Source organism: Bradyrhizobium sp. LM2.9 (genome assembly GCF_054056555.1).
This window is the reverse complement of record NZ_JBSRYJ010000002.1, coordinates 2,259,559-2,275,327: the sequence shown is the minus strand read 5'-3', so window position 1 is coordinate 2,275,327 and position 15,769 is coordinate 2,259,559. Positions and strand designations below refer to the sequence as shown.

Genomic DNA, 15,769 nt, shown 5'->3' with positions numbered 1-15,769 from the left:
CGCGAAGCCGGGAGGCGTGCAGAACATCAAGTTCGGATCGATCAGCTCTTCATTGCGTTGATCGTCCGCGTGCTGCGGCGCCCCAGGATCGCCACAACGATCAGCGCCGCGACGATGTTCGCGGCGGCGCTGATCAGGATCGGCAGCGCGTAGCTGTGGCTCGCATCATAGGCGAAGCCGGCAGCGCTCGGGCCGACCAGCGTCCCGAAGGCAACGCTGGTGTAGAGAACGCCGATGATGCCGCTGACGTTGCGTCCGCCAAAATAATCCATGACAACAGAGGGTAGCACCGCGACCCAGCCGCCGTAGAACACGCCGTAGATGAAGGCGAAGGCGGCGAGGGCCCAGACATCAGCGGCAATGGCCCAGATCGCCATCGCGAACGCCATTCCGATCAGGACCATGATCAGAGAGCGGTCGCGGCCCATCCGGTCGGCGACCGCGCCGAGGAAGAAGCGGCCCGCGGTGCTGCCGGCCCCGATCACGCCGAGCAGCAGCACGGCAGAGGACGCCGCGACCCCGTGATCGCGCGCGTAAGGCACGAGATGAACGAATGGAACGAAGGCGCCGAACGAGCAGACCAGACACGATACATAAAGGGCGATAAACCGCGTCGACCGGACGGCCTCGCGCACCGAGGCGCCGCCGGCGTTGTTTGCGTCCGCCGAATCGCAAGGCGGATCGCCGTCGGGTCGGAGGCCGCGGTCCTTCGGATCGTTCTCGATGAGCAGCGACATCCCGCCGCCTAGCACCAGCGCGATCGCGCCCAGCACCAGATAAGCGCCGCGCCAGCCCGTCGATGCGATCAGCAATGAGGCGAGCGGCGGCATCGCCAGCGTACCGAGCCCGATGCCGCTCACCGCGAGCCCAGAGGCAAAGCCGCGGCGCTTGACGAACCAGCGTTGGACCGCGCCGATTGCTGGAACATAGGCGCAGCCGACGCCGAGGCCGACGCCGAGCCCGTAGGCGAGATAGACCTCCACGAGGGAACGTGCAGCGCTCGCGGCCGCTAGTCCAACCGCCATCAGGATCATGCCCGCGACGGCCAGTGGACGCGAACCGAGCCGGTCGGCGAGAGGGCCGCTGACGAGTCCGAGGGCGAAGTACAGAAAGCCCGCAATCGAGAACACCAGCGAGATTGAACCGCGGGAGGCGCCGAAATCGCGCTGGAGCGGCTCTAGAAATGCGCTGAATGTGTAGACAGAACCAAAGCCGACGAACATGACGGCAAATGCCCCCGCGACGACGAACCAGCCGTGGAAGATGCTTCGCCCAGCGGGCATGAATGGAGTGGTCAATGCTGCCTCCGCGAGGTGGGGGAAGGATGGCGACGATGCCAGGACGTGACACGCTGGAACGTTGCGCCAGCGCGAACCAGCGTGGCCTCGTCGAGATGGGCGGCAACAAGCTGGAACGCGATCGGCAGTCCGTCCGTCGATGCACCACCTGGTAGCGTGATCGTGGGATGACCGGTCATGTCGAACGCGCAGGTGTAGCGCTGCAGCTTCGCAATCAGATCCGGCTGCTCGCCGAGCGTCCGGATCATGGTCAGCGTCAACGGCGCGAAAGGGTGTACCGGGATCAGCAGCAGGTCGATGGTCTCGAACAGCGCAGTCACCTGGCCGCGCAGTGCCAGCCGCCGCAGCAGGATCTTCTGATAATCGAGACCGGAGAGCGCGCGACCAGCCTCGAGCAGCGAGGCGAGGATCGGACCATACTCGTTCTTGCGGGCAGGATAGGTCGCCTCGTGCGCGACCGCAGCTTCCACCGCGCAATTAGGGGTCCAGTCGGTGATCGCCTGTCTTACGTCGGGAAATCTGACGTTGACGGTGTGGGCGCCAAGCGCGCGGAAAGCATCAATGGCATCCGCCAACACGTGTTGTGTCGCAACGTCCACGTCCTCGCTGTTCCAGGCAGCGTCGACGCCGATCCGCAAGCCCCGCACGTCCTGTGCGGCCGCGGCAAGATAGTCCGGCACCGGATTGAGCAGCGACATCGGGTCGTTCGGGTCGTGTCCGGCGATGACCCCAAGCAGCACGCCGGCATCGACAGCGCTGCGGCCGATTGGTCCGATATGGTCGAGCGTCGCGGCCAGCTCGAACGTGCCGTGGCGGCTGACGCGGCCCCAGCTCGGTTTCAGCCCGGTCAGGCCGTTGGCGGCGGAGGGCCAGCGGATCGAGCCGCCGGTGTCGGAGCCGAGCGAGCCGAAGCAAAGTCCGGCGGCCGTCGCAACCGCCGAGCCGCTGGATATGAAATACCCGGCCAGTAATCCGGATTCCATGGATTTCGCGGTGGCGTCACCAACGGATGGTGATCGGAATAGGCGCACTCGGTGAGCTGCAACTTGCCGAGCACCACGGCGCCTGCATCCCTGAGCCTGCGCGCGACGGTCGCATCTTCACCGGGACGAAAATCGCGATGAAGCGTAGTGCCGGTCGCCGTCGGAATGCCCTTGGTCCAAAACAGATCCTTCAGCGCAATCGGTACGCCATGCAGCGGGCCCCGATACTGGCCATTTGCGATTTCGGCATCCGCGGCTTTCGCCTCGTCGATAGCCGTTTCCGCCATCACGTGAACGTAGCTGCCGAGTTCACGGTCCAGGGCGTCGATACGGTCGAGTTGCGCGCGCGTCACATCCAGCGCGGAGATTTCGCGCGCCTTGATGCGTGCAGCAAGCTCGGTGAGTTCGAGATAGTGCAGGGCTTCGGCCACGGCGTTCTCCATTTTTTGTCATCGCAATGACGCTCGGTCTCAACGAGTAATCGACACCAGTATAAATAGAATACAGGTGTCTATTGCTGTCAACAGGTAAACATGTTTTACTGGTGTTCCAATTCCTCCGGTATTCTGATGTCGAAAGAGTCACGCAAATTCCAGGTTCCCGACGCGCTGGCGAACGTCTACGATTTCGCCAACACGCTCGATGTTCGCCACTTCACGCATTTCGGTGTGGAGCACCCGCAGAGCGACGAAATTGCCGGGATGAAGCAGATCGCGGACTGGATGCAGGAGCGCGGCCTCGGCGGCGGGCGCATCACGCCCGCGATGTTCGCTACCGCGCTGCGGCTGCGCGAAGCGCTACGCGCCTATCTGCAATGCGACCCAGCCGAGCGGCGCCGGAACAAGGAGGTTCTCGGCGCGCTCGGTGACGCGCTCGCGGCGTTTCCGTTGCGGGTGGAGGCGCGGGTTGGCTGCGGCGCAGTATTATCGGCGATGCGCGCGGATGCGCTCGGCGGCCTGTCGACTATTGCGATCGAGCTACACAACGCAACGCTTGTGGGAACGCTGGACCGGCTGAAGATGTGCGCCTCGGAGGAATGTCGCCGGGTGTTCTTCGACCGGTCGAAACCGGCGACGCGGCGGTGGTGTATGTCGACGCTTTGCGGCAATCGGATGAAGACGCGCGCCTATCGCGAGCGGCAGCGCGAGGCGAAATAGATCAGCGGCAATCAGGCGCGGTAATGGCCGGACTTGCCGCCGAGCTTCTCGACCAGGTGGATGCCCTCGATGCGCACGCCGCGCTCGACCGCCTTGATCATGTCGTAGATGGTGAGGCAGGCGACCGACACGGCGGTGAGCGCCTCCATCTCGACGCCGGTCGGGCCCGTGACCTTCACAATGGCGCGGACGAGGCAGCCCGGCAGATTTGCGTCGGGCTCGATGTCGACCGTCACCTTTGACAGCGCGAGCGGATGGCAGAGCGGGATCAGCTCCGAAGTGCGCTTGGCAGCCATGATGCCGGCGATGCGGGCGGTGCCGAGCACGTCGCCCTTCTTGGCGTTGCCGGACACGATCAGGTCGAACGTCGCCTTGGTCATGACGACGCGTCCTTCCGCGACCGCGAGCCGCTCGCTCGCGGGCTTGTCGGACACGTCAACCATCCGCGCCTCGCCGGAGGCGCCGATATGAGTGAGGGCGGGGCCGGTCTTCGTCGGATTGGCCTTTGCGCGCTTACGCGCCATCAGCGCGTGCCTGTGGCGCGCGCGGTCTCGCGTGCGAGCAGCGTGCGCGTCGCAGCGGTGACGTCGGCTTGCCGCATCAGGCTCTCGCCGACCAGGAAGGTCGACATGCCGACGCGCTCGAGCCGGGCGAGATCGGCGGGCGTGAAGATGCCGCTCTCGCCGACCATCAGCCGGTCCCCGGGGATCAACGGCGCCAGCGTCTCGCTGGTCGCTAACGTGGTCTCGAAGGTACGCAGATTGCGGTTGTTGACGCCGATCATCGGCGAACGCAGTTTTAGCGCGCGGTCCAACTCGGCGTGGTCATGAATCTCGATCAGCACGTCCATGCCGTAGGCGAGGGTGGCGTCCTCGAGGTCCTTTGCCGCGGCATCATCGAGCGCCGCCATGATGATCAGGATACAGTCGGCGCCGTGCGCGCGGGCCTCCGCCACCTGATAGGTGTCGAACATGAAATCCTTGCGCAGCACCGGCAGTGAAGTTGCCGCGCGCGCGGCCACCATGAAGTCGAGATGGCCCTGGAACGAAGGCGTGTCCGTCAGCACCGACAGGCAGGCGGCGCCGCCGGCCTCATAGGCGCTGGCGAGCAGCGGCGGATCGAAATCGGCGCGGATCATGCCCTTTGACGGCGAGGCCTTCTTGACCTCCGCGATCAGGGCGTAGTCGCCGCTGGCGTGCTTGGCCTTGATTGCGCGCACGAAGCCGCGCGGTGCTGCTTGCGCCTTGGCTTGCGCCTCCATGGCCGACAGCGGCTGCGCGCGCTTGGCGGCTGCGATTTCCTCGCGCTTGTAGGCTTCGATCTTGGTCAGGATGTCCGACATGTCAGGCTCAGCCGTTCGAGACCGCGATCAAATGTTTCAGCCGCGCGCTCGCCGCGCCGCTGTCGAGCGATTTTGCGCCGATCGCGACGCCTTCCTTGAGGTCCCTGGCACGCCCGGCCACGACCAATGCGGCAGCCGCGTTGATCAACGCGACATCACGGTAGGGGCTCGGCTTGCCGTCGAGCACGCTTTGGAGCGCGATCGCATTGGCGTCGGCGTCGCCGCCTTTGAGTGCACCGGCCTCGCAGCGCGGCAGGCCGGCGTCTTCCGGCGTCACCTCGAAATTCCGGATCTCGCCATTGTGTAGCGCGGAGACGAAGGTCGGGCCGGTGAGGGTAATTTCGTCGAGGCCATCGGAGCCGTGCACGACCCAGGCGGATTCGGAGCCGAGGTTCTTGAGCACTTGCGCCAGCGGTTGCACCCATTGCCTGGAGAACACGCCGACCATCTGCCGCTTCACGCCGGCCGGATTGGACAAGGGGCCGAGCAGATTGAAGATCGTGCGTGTCGCGAGCTCCACCCGGGTCGGGCCGACGTTCTTCATGGCGGGATGATGGGCGGGGGCGAACATGAAGCCGATGCCGCATTCGCGCACGCAGCGGCTGACCTGATCCGGCCTCAGATCGATCTTCACCCCGAGCGATGCCAGCACGTCGGCGGCGCCCGAGCGCGACGACAGCGCGCGGTTGCCGTGCTTGGCCACCGGCAGACCTGTGCCCGAAACGACGAAGGAGGCGCAGGTCGAGACATTGACCGAGCCGGAGCCGTCGCCGCCGGTGCCGACGATGTCGACGGCGTCCGCGGGCGCGTCGACCGTGAGCATCTTGGAACGCATCGCCGAGACCGCGCCGGTGATCTCGTCCACGGTCTCGCCGCGCACCCGCAGCGCCATCAGGAGGCCGCCCATTTGCGAGGGCGTAGCCTCGCCGGACATCATGGCGTCGAAGGCGGAAGCCGCTTCGTCACGCGACAGGCTGGCGCCGGTCGCCACTTTTCCAATGATCGATTTCAGGTCGTCCATCGCGTGCTTTCAACTGCTCTATTGGTTCGCGCCCGTCACCTGCGCGAAGGCGGCCTGATTAATGGTGGTGCCGATTTCGGTTTCGAGCCTGTTGACGTAGGAAGCGATCTGCTCCTCGGTCTGCGCGCGGTCGAGGCTGTCCTTCAGCTTCTTGACCGCGTCGGAGGCGGCGTCGACCGTGGGATCGATGATGTCGGTGACGCGGAACACGATCACTTCGGTGCCGCCGGTCACCGGCGTCTGCCCGACGCCGTCCTTGGCGGCGCGAAAGGCGGCCGCCACGACGGCTGCGGGCACGCTGGCGGGCGAGTCATCGCGCTTGAAGCCGGTGGCGGTCTCGACCTTGGCGCCGATCGCGGCTGCTTCGTCGGCGAGCTTGCCGCCGGATTCGAGCTTCTGCACCATCTCGGTCGCCTTGGCCTTCAGCTTGGTCGCGATCTGGTCCTGCCGGCCAGCGCGCCTCGACCTGGTCGCGAACCTCGTCGAGATTGCGGTCGCGCGAGGGCGTGATGGCAACCACGTCGTACCAGACATAGCCGCCCTTGAACGAGATCGAGTCATTGTCGACACCGACATCGGTGTTGAAGGCCTGCGACACCACGTCGAGGCCCTGCGGGATGTTGGAGACCGGCTGGCCGTTCGGGGTGCGGCCGGAACGGTCGACGGCGTCGATGGTCACGGCGGTGAGGCCGAGCTTCTGCGCCGCGTCGATCACGCTGGCACCTCCGCCGCGCTCGTCTTCCATCTTGTCGCGGAGATCGGCGACCTTGACGCGCGCACGTTCGGTGGCGATCTCGCGCTTGATGTCGGCGGCGACGCTCGCATAGTTCGCCTCATTGCCCGGCTCGATCTTGTCGACCTTGACGATCGACGTGCCGAGACGGCCCTGGATCGGCTGGCTGATTTCACCGGCGGGAAGCGCGAAGACGGCGTCTCCAACCGCGGGATCGAGCGAGGATTTGGTCACGAGCCCGAGATTGACATCGGACGCGCTCAGTCCGCGCTCCTTGCCGAGGTCCTCGAACGACGTCCCGCTGGTGAGCCGCTCGCGTGCGGCCTGCGCCTCGGCGGCATTGGGGAATACGATCTGTTGGATCTGGCGCTTCTCAGGCGTGCCGAGCCGGTCCTTGCGCTGGTCGAACACTTTCTTGGCGTCCTCGTCCGACACCTCGCTCCACTTGCCGATCTCCTCCGGCGAGACCACGACGAACGCGATCTTGCGATATTCGGGCGCGCGGAACTGGACCTTGTGATCCTCGAAATAGGCGGCGAGCGCCTCGGGCGAGGGCGCGTCGATGGTGCCTGCCTGGGCTGCGTCGAGCCTGACGAATTCAATGGCGCGCTGCTCGTTCTGGAAGCGCGTCAGCACGTCGAGCATCGTCTTTGGCGGCTCGAGGCCGGCACCGATCGTACCGGTGATCTGCCGGCGCAGCGAGACCTTGCGCTGCTCGGAGACGTAGCGCTGCTCGGTATAGCCGACATTGCGGATCACGGCCTGGAAGCGATTCGGATCGAAGCTGCCGCCGACGCCCTTGAAGTTCGGGTCGTTCATGATGACCTGGCGGATCTGGTCGTCGGACTGGCCGAGCCCGAGCCGACGCGCCTCTTCGTCGAGGGCGGCTTCCGCGATCGTCTGCTGGAGCACCTGACGGTCGAGGCCGAAGGCGCGCGCCTGCTCAGGCGACAGCGGACGGCCGAACTGGCGGCTGATCTGTTGCAGGCGGTCGGTATAGGTCTGGCGGAACTCGTTCAGCGAAATCTCGGTGCCGCCGACCTTGGCCACGGTGGATTGCCCGAAGCCCTTGAAGATGTCGGCGATGCCCCAAACGCCGAAACTGATGATCAACACGCCCATCACGATGGCCATAATGGTCTTGCCGAGCCAGTTTGATGAGGCCTTGCGCATTCCTCGAAGCATTTGGTCCAACTTGTTTGGCAGGAGGGGAACGGGAGCGCGTCTTAATGCAGATTCCGCAAAAGCGCGTCACCAAATTGATAGATCATCATAAAGTGGCGGCTTTCCCCCCGCAACCTCAGGTCCAGCATGCTTTCGATCCATGCGGTTAAAAGCCCCTGGTCTCTGGAACTGCCACGGGACCTCTGCTAGCGCATGCGCAAACCTCATTTTGCTGGAAATTGACATGACCGACGCCATTCGACCGCTGATCGCCGGCAACTGGAAAATGAACGGGCTGAAGGGCTCGACTGCCGAATTCGACGCCATGCTTAATGGTGCGGCAGAGGTGGCCGGCAAGGCTGATCTGCTGGTTTGCCCACCGGCGACCCTGATCGTAGCCTTTGCCGAGAAGGCGCGCGGCAAGAAGGTCGCAGTCGGGGCCCAGGATTGCCATCCCAAGGCCTCCGGCGCCCATACCGGCGACATCGCCGCCGAAATGCTGGTGGATGCGGGCGCGACCGCCATCATTGTCGGCCATTCCGAGCGCCGCGCCGACCACGGTGAGGGCGATGCCCTGATCCGGCAGAAGGCCGAGGCTGCCTGGCGCGCGGGGGTGACGGCGATCGTCTGCATCGGCGAGACGCAGGGCCAGCGCGATGCCGGCCAGACCCTGGACATCCTGCGCGGCCAACTCAACGGCTCGCTGCCGGATGGCTCCACCGTCGCCAATCTGGTCGTGGCCTATGAGCCGGTCTGGGCGATCGGCACCGGCCTGACCCCAACGGCCCAGGATGTCGAGCAGATTCATGGCTTTATTCGGGAATTCCTGACCTCCAGGTTTAGGGGCGACGGCGCTAAAATGCGCATCCTCTATGGCGGCTCGGTCAAGCCCTCGAATGCGGCCGAGCTGATGGCGGTGAAGAACGTCAATGGCGCGCTGGTCGGCGGGGCCAGCCTGAAGGCGGCCGATTTCCTTGCGATCGCCCAAGGCTGTCCCAACTAAAGGCTGTTCCAACTAAGGGCTGCCCCTGGCTAATTCCAAACCTTAGGACCCGGCCGATGGGGGTGGCAATGCCCCTTCCGATCGTGTAACACCGCGCAACTTCAGGAAAACCCGCGAAGCACGATCGGCCGCCTCTCGGCGCTGTCGGCTTGTGACGGAAGGACACTATGCAGACCGTTGTCATCGTCATCCATCTCATGATCGTCAGCGTCATGATCGGCGCCGTGCTGCTCCAGAAGTCGGAAGGCGGCGGCCTCGGCATGGGAGGTGGCGCAGGCTTCATGTCGAGCCGCGGCACCGCGAACCTCCTGTCGCGGACCACCGCGATCTTGGCCGCGGGCTTCTTCCTGACCAGCTTGTTCCTGTCCTGGCACGCGGGCTACGACCGTGCGCCTTCGTCGATCATCGGTACACCGGCGTCGCAGAGCCAGCCGGCCGGCGGCGGGCCGATCGCGCCGCCGACCTCGGGCGGTATCCTGGATTCGCTGAAGAAGGCGGATGAGCAGCAGCAGGCTCCGGCACCGAGCGGCCCGCAGGTACCGCGTTCGCAATAAAGCAGGGGGGCCATGCAGGGCGGCTTCTACCGTCCTGCATCAACAATCCCCATCAAGGCTCTGTCACCACTCTTAGTTTTTGGCTCACCCACAGGCCCGCGGAATCTTTGGGGCGGAATACGAATCGCTTTGGCGAATCGAATTCGAGGGATTAGAGGTTAAGCCCCATGGCGCGGTACATATTCATCACCGGCGGCGTGGTTTCTTCGCTCGGCAAAGGTCTGGCTTCAGCGGCACTCGGTGCCCTGTTGCAAGCCCGAGGCTACAAGGTCCGCCTCCGCAAGCTCGACCCCTATCTCAACCTCGATCCCGGAACGATGTCGCCGTATCAGCACGGCGAAGTGTTCGTGACCGATGACGGCGCGGAAACCGATCTCGATCTCGGTCACTATGAGCGCTTCACCGGACGGCCTGCGACCAAGGCCGACAACATCACGACCGGGCGCATCTACCAGGACATCATCACCAAGGAGCGCCGCGGCGATTATCTCGGCGCGACCATCCAGGTGGTTCCGCATGTCACCAACGCCATCAAGGACTTCGTCCTCCACGGCAACGACGATTACGACTTTGTGCTGGTCGAGATCGGCGGCACCGTCGGCGACATCGAGGGCCTGCCGTTCTTCGAGGCGATCCGCCAGCTCAAGAACGAACTGCCGCGCGATCACGCGATCTACATTCATCTGACGCTGCTGCCTTACATTCCGAGCGCCGGTGAGTTGAAGACGAAGCCGACGCAGCACTCGGTCAAGGAGTTGCGCTCGATCGGCATCCAGCCGGACATCCTGCTCTGCCGTACCGACCGCGAGATCCCGAAGGAGGAGCGGCGCAAGCTCGGGCTGTTCTGTAACGTGCGCGAGAGCGCCGTCATCGAGGCGCGCGACGCCGACAGCATCTACGCCGTCCCTCAGGCCTATCATGCCGCAGGCCTCGACGACGAAGTGCTCGCCGCCTTCGGCATCGGCTCGCGGATTCCGCCGGAGCTGCGGAGCTGGCAGCAGATCAACGAGCGCATCCGCAATCCCGAAGGCGACGTCACCATCGCCATCGTCGGCAAATATACCGGCATGAAGGATGCGTATAAGTCGCTGATCGAGGCGCTCTCGCATGGCGGCATCGCCAACAAGGTGAAGGTCAATCTCGACTGGATCGAGAGCGAGATCTTCGAGAAGGAAGATCCGGCCCCCTTCCTCGAGCACGTCAACGGCATCCTGGTGCCCGGCGGCTTCGGCCAGCGCGGCGCCGAAGGCAAGATCCGCGCGGCGCAGTTCGCGCGCGAGCGCCGCGTGCCCTATTTCGGCATCTGCTTCGGCATGCAGATGGCGGTGATCGAGGCCGCACGAAACCTCGTCGGCATCGAGGACGCCAACTCCACCGAGTTCGGCCCGACCAAGGAGCCGCTCGTCGGCCTGATGACGGAATGGCTGCGCGGCAACGAGCTCGAGAAGCGCTCCAACGCCGGCGATCTCGGCGGCACGATGCGGCTCGGGGCCTATCCCGGCCGCGCTCAACCGCGGCAGCCGGGTCTCGCAGGTCTATGACGGCGCGACCGAGATTTCCGAGCGCCACCGCCACCGCTACGAGGTCAACACCGCCTACAAGGACCGCCTCGAGCAGCACGGGCTGAAATTCTCCGGCCTGTCGCCCGATGGCATCTTGCCGGAGATTGTCGAATACGAGGATCACCCCTGGTTCATCGGCGTCCAGTTCCACCCCGAGCTGAAGTCGCGGCCGTTCGAGCCGCATCCTCTCTTCGCCTCCTTCATCCAGGCGGCGATGGTGCAGTCGCGTCTCGTCTAGCAACTGTCACGCGGAACGATTGACCCGTTCTCGCCCGGAATGCCAACGGCTAATCTTGGGTTCAGCGGAGCAGGGTGCTCACGCTCCAGCCCTGACGTTCGGCGGGTCGATCTGAAGATCCAACCTGTCCAAGCCAAAGGTGTCGCGAAGCCCGGCCTGGCCAGCAGTTGTCAATTGCACAGCCCGTGTATCATTCACTCGAACCAGCCAATTCAACTCCATACAGCATCGTTGGATCTCGGCTCCGACATGGCCAGCGATGTGATATCGGCGCTCGCTCCAGTCGAGGCACGGCTTGCAAAAGATACGCTTGTTTTGGCGCTTTCGACTCAGGTCGACGCCAAATTCCGTCAGTATCTTTGCGCCGGCATCGGTGACATCTCCACCATCTTCACCCAGAACGATGCAGCCGCTGGCGACCAAAGAGTCCGCAATCGCAACGCCCAATCGACCCGCCAAATGATCGTAGCAGGTCCGACCGAACCGCAACGCAGAGTCACGCGCGGATCGAGGTTGATATCGCTGAGGAACCTCGAGAGCAGCCACCAACTTGATGCTCTCAAGCATGCTGGCGACCAGTGGTGAGGAAATACGGTAGTACCGGTAGCTGCGCTTCCTGGTTACCGAGATAAGCCGGGCGTCGACCATCTTGGACAAGTGCTCGCTGGCCGTCGGTCGCGAAATTCGTGCGAGAAGCGCCAGCTCACTTCCGGTCAAGGATTGTCCACCCATGAGGGCTGACAACATGGTCGCGCGCGCCGTATCGCCAACGAGCGCTGCAACCTCGACCATATTCGCCGCTGCAACCATAGCCTCCTCTACCATCGTCCGCATTGGATCAACAAGCGACGTGAGTTCGGCATGCACCAAACTCACGACCGGAGACAATGAGCGCGTCGGATGCGACAGCATGGGAAGTGTTGAGTCCACTTGATCGATATGTCTTGCAGGAGGCGGCCGTGAAACGCGAATCCATCAGAGTTGAACCCATTTCCACGTATTTGGAGCGACGGCGGAAGGGACCGATCTGTCCCGTCGTGGTCGCCGGTGAGACGGTTTATGTCTCAGGCCTCCCGCCATTTGATCCGGTCACCGGTGAGGTCAAGCGATTGCCGTTCGTGCAGCAAACCGAGATCGTGCTCGACCAAATGAAACTTTGCCTGGAGGTTGCCGGCTCGTCGTTGCAGGAGGTCGTGAAATGCAATGTCTACTGCACGCCTGATAGTTCAAATTTCGATGCGTTCAATGACGTCTACCAACGCTATTTCCCCGTTTCGCCACCTGCGCGCATATTTCTAACGGTGCCCTCCTGGCCGGGTGAATTTGATGTGGAGGTCGATTGTGTTGCGATTAAATCCGACCTGGAAGATCGGTCGGCGTCCGCAAGGGATATGAATGAACTAAAGCATCTCAATGCGGGCTATATGCGCTCGGTCGCCTTGAAGGATGTCGATTGGTTTCGCGAACATCTGAGCGATGACTTCCTAAACAGCAACCCTGACGGATCAGTGGTTGATCGTGCCGGGTTCATTGAACAAATCGCGAAGCCGGCAACCATATCGAATTTGGGATACGAGGACGAGCGGATCCGGATCATGGGTGATATGGCGATTGTCCATGCACGGACGACCTATACCAGAGCCGATGGGTCGGCCAGCCTCGGACGATATACCGACAGTTGGGCACGTCGAGGGGGCGTCTGGGTTTGTGTTGCCGCTCACGTCACCCGGGGATGAGCATAGGCCCGGATTTGACGGCAACCCGAGTTCGTGGTTGTCGTGCTGCCGAAGATCCCGAATACGAGGATCACCCAGGTTCATCGGCGTGCACTTGCGCAATGCGGCGTCGACCTTCGACTGCCAGAGCCCGGACCTTGCAGTCAATCGCTCGCAGGGGAGGCATGTGTGCCCAGCTACAAGACAGTCTCAGACGCAGCCGCTATAGATCACGGGAAATGTCAGGGAGGATAACAAATGATCTACGAAATGCGCATCTATCGCTGCGTGCCCGGCCGCCTGCCGGCACTGCTCAAGCGGTTCGAGACCGTCACGCTGAAGCTGTGGGAAAAGCACGGCATCAAGCAGGCCGGGTTCTTCACGACGCTGATCGGTGAATCCAACCAGGAGCTGACCTATTTTCTGGCCTGGGACTCGCTCGCCGAGCGCGAGAAGAAGTGGGCCGGCTTCATGACCGATCCGGACTGGATGAAAGCGCGCGCCGAGAGCGAGGCGGACGGCCAGATCGTCGGCAACATCATCAGCCAGATCATGGCGCCGACCGCCTTCTCGGCGGTGAAGTAGCGGTCGCCGGCGAGGGGCATCGTGGGGAGCCCGGGCGCAACCCTGATATTCTGGGGGCCCGGGCCGAATGGGGTTGATCCGCCCTTCATCGCGGATATGGTCGCGCCGAAACGAGGGATTTGCCTTGAGCTCTTCGACGTCAGCGGCGCCGGTCGTCACCATTGGCACGGTCCAATTCGGCAATGATCTGCCGATCGCGATCATTGCCGGGCCATGCCAGCTCGAAAGCCGCCAGCATGCGCTGGAGGTGGCCTCCGCGCTGAAGGAGATCGCCGCGCGGCTGAAGATCGGCCTCGTCTACAAGACCTCGTTCGACAAGGCCAATCGCACCAGCGCGTCGGCTGCGCGGGGTCTTGGGCTGACGCAGTCGCTGCCGATCTTTGCCGAAATCCGATCGTCGCTCGGCCTGCCGGTCCTGACCGACGTGCATGACGCGGCGCAGTGCGCCGAAGTGGCGCAGGCGGTGGACGTGTTGCAGATTCCCGCCTTCCTGTGCCGGCAGACCGATCTGCTGCTGGCGGCCGCCGCGACCGGCAAGGTCGTCAACGTCAAGAAGGGCCAGTTCCTCGCGCCTTGGGACATGGCCAATGTCGTGTCCAAGATCACGAGCGCGAACAATCCGAACGTGCTCGTCACCGAACGCGGTGCGTCCTTCGGCTACAACATGCTGGTCTCCGACATGCGCGCGTTGCCGATTCTTGCGCGTACCACCGGCGCGCCCGTGATCTTCGATGCCACTCATTCGGTGCAGCAGCCGGGCGGGAAGGGGACGTCCTCCGGAGGCGAGCGCGAATTCGTGCCGGTGCTCGCACGCGCGGCTGTCGCTGTCGGTGTTGCCGGCGTCTTCATCGAGACCCATCCCGACCCTGATAGCGCGCCGTCCGACGGACCTAACATGGTGCCGCTGCGCGAGTTCGAAGCGTTGATCCGCAAGCTGATGGCGTTCGACGCGCTCGCCAAGGAATCTGTCAGAACCGGCCCGCGCTGATGCAGCAAGGCGAGGCGCGGCCGCACGATCACGGCCTGCCGGCCGCGCTCTACGTCATCTCCGGTGCAAGCTTCGCCGCAGCGCTCTCCGCGCGTGCGCTCGACCCGGTGCTGCCGCACGTCGCCGAGGATTTTGGCGTCAGCATCGCGACCGCAGCCGGATTTGCCGCGGTGTTCGCCTTCACTTTCTCGATCATCCAGCCGATCGTCGGCGCCGCCGCCGATCTGTTCGGCAAGACGCGGCTGATGATCGGCTGCCTCGCGCTGCTCGGCCTGGCCAACATCCTGGGCGCGCTCTCGAGCTCGTTCTCGGTTCTTTTCGCGACCCGTATCCTCGCCGGCATCGGCTCCGGCGGCGTGTTTCCGGTGGCGCTCAGCCTGACCAGCGATCTCGTCGGTCCGGAGAAACGCCAGGTCGCGATCAGCCGCACACTCGCCGGCGCGATGACCGGCAATCTCCTCGGCGCTTCGGCCTCCGGCCTGATCGGCGATTTCCTCGGCTGGCGCGGCGTGCTGGCGGTGCTCGGCGTGCTCGTGATCGTTGCATCGATCGCGGTCGCCGCCGGTTTTCGCGGCGCCAAGGTCAAGCATCCGCCGAAGACCAGCCTGTCGGCGCTGAAGGCCGGCTATCGCACCATCTTCACCAATCCGAACGCCTATGTCTGCTATTCGGCGGTGTTCATCGAAGGCTGCTGCGTGCTCGGCCTGTTTCCCTACCTCGCTTCGTTCCTGTTCGAACTCGGCCAGACCTCGCTCTCGATCGCGGGCGTTGTCATCGCAGGCTTTGCGGTCGGCGGCTTGTTCTACACACTGACGGTGTCGCGTCTGCTGCCATGGCTGGGCATGAAGGGAATGATGATCGCGGGCATGACGCTGGTGGCCTCGCAGCTCGTTGTCCTTGCCTTCGGCCCACGCTGGGAAGTGCAGGCGTTCAATCTCATCGTCATGGGCTGGGGCTTCTACATCGCCCATGGCTGCCTCCAGATGTTCGCCAGCGAGCTCTCGGTCGAGGCACGTGCCACCGCGCTGTCGCTGCATTCGTTCTTCTTCTTCATGGGCCAGACGGTCGGGCCGCTCGCCTATGGCCTTGGCCTCCAGCATGGCGGCAAGATGCCGACCCTGTTCGCGAGCGCCGTGATCATGGTGGTGCTGGGCTTCGTCTGCGCCCGACTGCTCAAGCAGCGCGCGCCATCCGACGCGCCGACCTGACGGAAGTATCGGATGTCCGACTTTCGTAGTTCCGCCACATCAAGCTCCAGCTCGAGCATGCGAGCCGCGTCACCAAGCAGGCGACCGCGAGGTCGAGGAATCCGACACCACCGTGCGCGCCTCGACGCACAATGCCGGCTTTGCGCTTGCCAAGTTCCCGCAATGTGAAAGAATGAAGTTGGGACGACCAGCGCCCAATGCAATTTCAGGGAGAGGCG

14 protein-coding genes and 3 pseudogenes are annotated in these 15,769 nt (G+C 64.0%); 9 read left to right on the top strand and 8 right to left on the bottom strand.

Annotated elements, in window-relative coordinates; translation table 11 throughout:
* Positions 1-41 precede the first annotated feature (41 nt).
* The 3 genes from ACVWW3_RS12365 to ACVWW3_RS12355 are packed head-to-tail and all read right to left on the bottom strand — an operon-like array spanning position 42 to position 2,712.
* Complete coding sequence (locus tag ACVWW3_RS12365; protein WP_456649892.1) at positions 42-1,298, bottom strand: MFS transporter; 1,257 nt, start codon at positions 1,296-1,298, stop codon at positions 42-44.
* On the bottom strand, positions 1,295-2,251 hold the full coding sequence (locus ACVWW3_RS12360; protein WP_456672403.1) for an amidase: 957 nt from the start codon (positions 2,249-2,251) through the stop codon (positions 1,295-1,297). The genes ACVWW3_RS12365 and ACVWW3_RS12360 overlap by 4 nt, the downstream gene beginning before the upstream one ends.
* A complete protein-coding gene (locus ACVWW3_RS12355) occupies positions 2,146-2,712 on the bottom strand; it encodes an amidase family protein (RefSeq protein ID WP_456671974.1) in 567 nt (188 codons plus the stop codon). The genes ACVWW3_RS12360 and ACVWW3_RS12355 overlap by 106 nt, the downstream gene beginning before the upstream one ends.
* Before the next feature lie 138 nt (positions 2,713-2,850).
* On the opposite strand from ACVWW3_RS12355, the gene ACVWW3_RS12350 reads away from it, so the two are divergent.
* Positions 2,851-3,438 (top strand): CGNR zinc finger domain-containing protein, encoded by a 588-nt coding sequence (locus ACVWW3_RS12350; RefSeq protein ID WP_456649894.1) that lies wholly within the window; start codon positions 2,851-2,853, stop codon positions 3,436-3,438.
* An 11-nt stretch (positions 3,439-3,449) separates the two neighbouring features.
* Here ACVWW3_RS12350 and moaC read toward each other — a convergent pair whose 3' ends face one another.
* The 4 genes and pseudogenes from moaC to ACVWW3_RS12330 all read right to left on the bottom strand — a co-directional run bounded on the left by moaC (position 3,450) and on the right by ACVWW3_RS12330 (position 7,719).
* On the bottom strand, positions 3,450-3,962 hold the full coding sequence (moaC, locus tag ACVWW3_RS12345; protein ID WP_456649895.1) for a cyclic pyranopterin monophosphate synthase MoaC: 513 nt from the start codon (positions 3,960-3,962) through the stop codon (positions 3,450-3,452).
* Positions 3,962-4,780 (bottom strand): indole-3-glycerol phosphate synthase TrpC, encoded by an 819-nt coding sequence (gene trpC / locus ACVWW3_RS12340; RefSeq protein WP_247349215.1) that lies wholly within the window; start codon positions 4,778-4,780, stop codon positions 3,962-3,964. Before trpC ends, moaC begins: the two co-directional genes overlap by 1 nt.
* 7 nt (positions 4,781-4,787) lie before the next feature.
* Complete coding sequence (gene trpD / locus ACVWW3_RS12335) at positions 4,788-5,801, bottom strand: anthranilate phosphoribosyltransferase (protein WP_247349214.1); 1,014 nt, start codon at positions 5,799-5,801, stop codon at positions 4,788-4,790.
* An 18-nt stretch (positions 5,802-5,819) separates the two neighbouring features.
* Positions 5,820-7,719 (bottom strand): annotated as a pseudogene (locus ACVWW3_RS12330) (SurA N-terminal domain-containing protein).
* Between the two features lie 223 nt (positions 7,720-7,942).
* Between ACVWW3_RS12330 and tpiA the strand changes: the two are divergent.
* The 3 genes and pseudogenes from tpiA to ACVWW3_RS12315 all read left to right on the top strand — a co-directional run bounded on the left by tpiA (position 7,943) and on the right by ACVWW3_RS12315 (position 11,055).
* Complete coding sequence (gene tpiA, locus ACVWW3_RS12325) at positions 7,943-8,701, top strand: triose-phosphate isomerase (RefSeq protein WP_456649897.1); 759 nt, start codon at positions 7,943-7,945, stop codon at positions 8,699-8,701.
* 167 nt (positions 8,702-8,868) lie between these two features.
* On the top strand, positions 8,869-9,255 hold the full coding sequence (gene secG, locus ACVWW3_RS12320; protein ID WP_247349211.1) for a preprotein translocase subunit SecG: 387 nt from the start codon (positions 8,869-8,871) through the stop codon (positions 9,253-9,255).
* Positions 9,256-9,422: 167 nt separating this feature from the next.
* A pseudogene (locus ACVWW3_RS12315) lies at positions 9,423-11,055 on the top strand (CTP synthase).
* 78 nt (positions 11,056-11,133) lie between these two features.
* Here the strand turns inward: ACVWW3_RS12315 and ACVWW3_RS12310 are convergent.
* The gene (locus tag ACVWW3_RS12310; protein ID WP_456649898.1) at positions 11,134-11,967 is read right to left on the bottom strand and encodes an ArsR/SmtB family transcription factor; all 834 of its coding nucleotides are present in this window, start codon (positions 11,965-11,967) and stop codon (positions 11,134-11,136) included.
* A gap of 47 nt (positions 11,968-12,014) precedes the next feature.
* On the opposite strand from ACVWW3_RS12310, the pseudogene ACVWW3_RS12305 reads away from it, so the two are divergent.
* The 5 genes and pseudogenes from ACVWW3_RS12305 to ACVWW3_RS12285 all read left to right on the top strand — a co-directional run.
* Positions 12,015-12,407 (top strand): annotated as a pseudogene (locus tag ACVWW3_RS12305) (RidA family protein); the annotation flags it as partial.
* A 39-nt stretch (positions 12,408-12,446) separates the two neighbouring features.
* Positions 12,447-12,791 (top strand): nuclear transport factor 2 family protein, encoded by a 345-nt coding sequence (locus ACVWW3_RS12300; RefSeq protein ID WP_456652018.1) that lies wholly within the window; start codon positions 12,447-12,449, stop codon positions 12,789-12,791.
* 237 nt (positions 12,792-13,028) lie between these two features.
* Positions 13,029-13,355: an NIPSNAP family protein gene (locus ACVWW3_RS12295; protein WP_247349208.1), complete on the top strand. Its 327-nt coding sequence runs from the start codon at positions 13,029-13,031 to the stop codon at positions 13,353-13,355.
* A 124-nt stretch (positions 13,356-13,479) separates the two neighbouring features.
* Positions 13,480-14,343, top strand: coding sequence for a 3-deoxy-8-phosphooctulonate synthase (gene kdsA / locus ACVWW3_RS12290; RefSeq protein WP_456649899.1), 864 nt, complete (start codon positions 13,480-13,482; stop codon positions 14,341-14,343).
* Positions 14,343-15,551 (top strand): MFS transporter, encoded by a 1,209-nt coding sequence (locus tag ACVWW3_RS12285; RefSeq protein WP_456649900.1) that lies wholly within the window; start codon positions 14,343-14,345, stop codon positions 15,549-15,551. The genes kdsA and ACVWW3_RS12285 overlap by 1 nt, the downstream gene beginning before the upstream one ends.
* Positions 15,552-15,769: the final 218 nt, after the last annotated feature.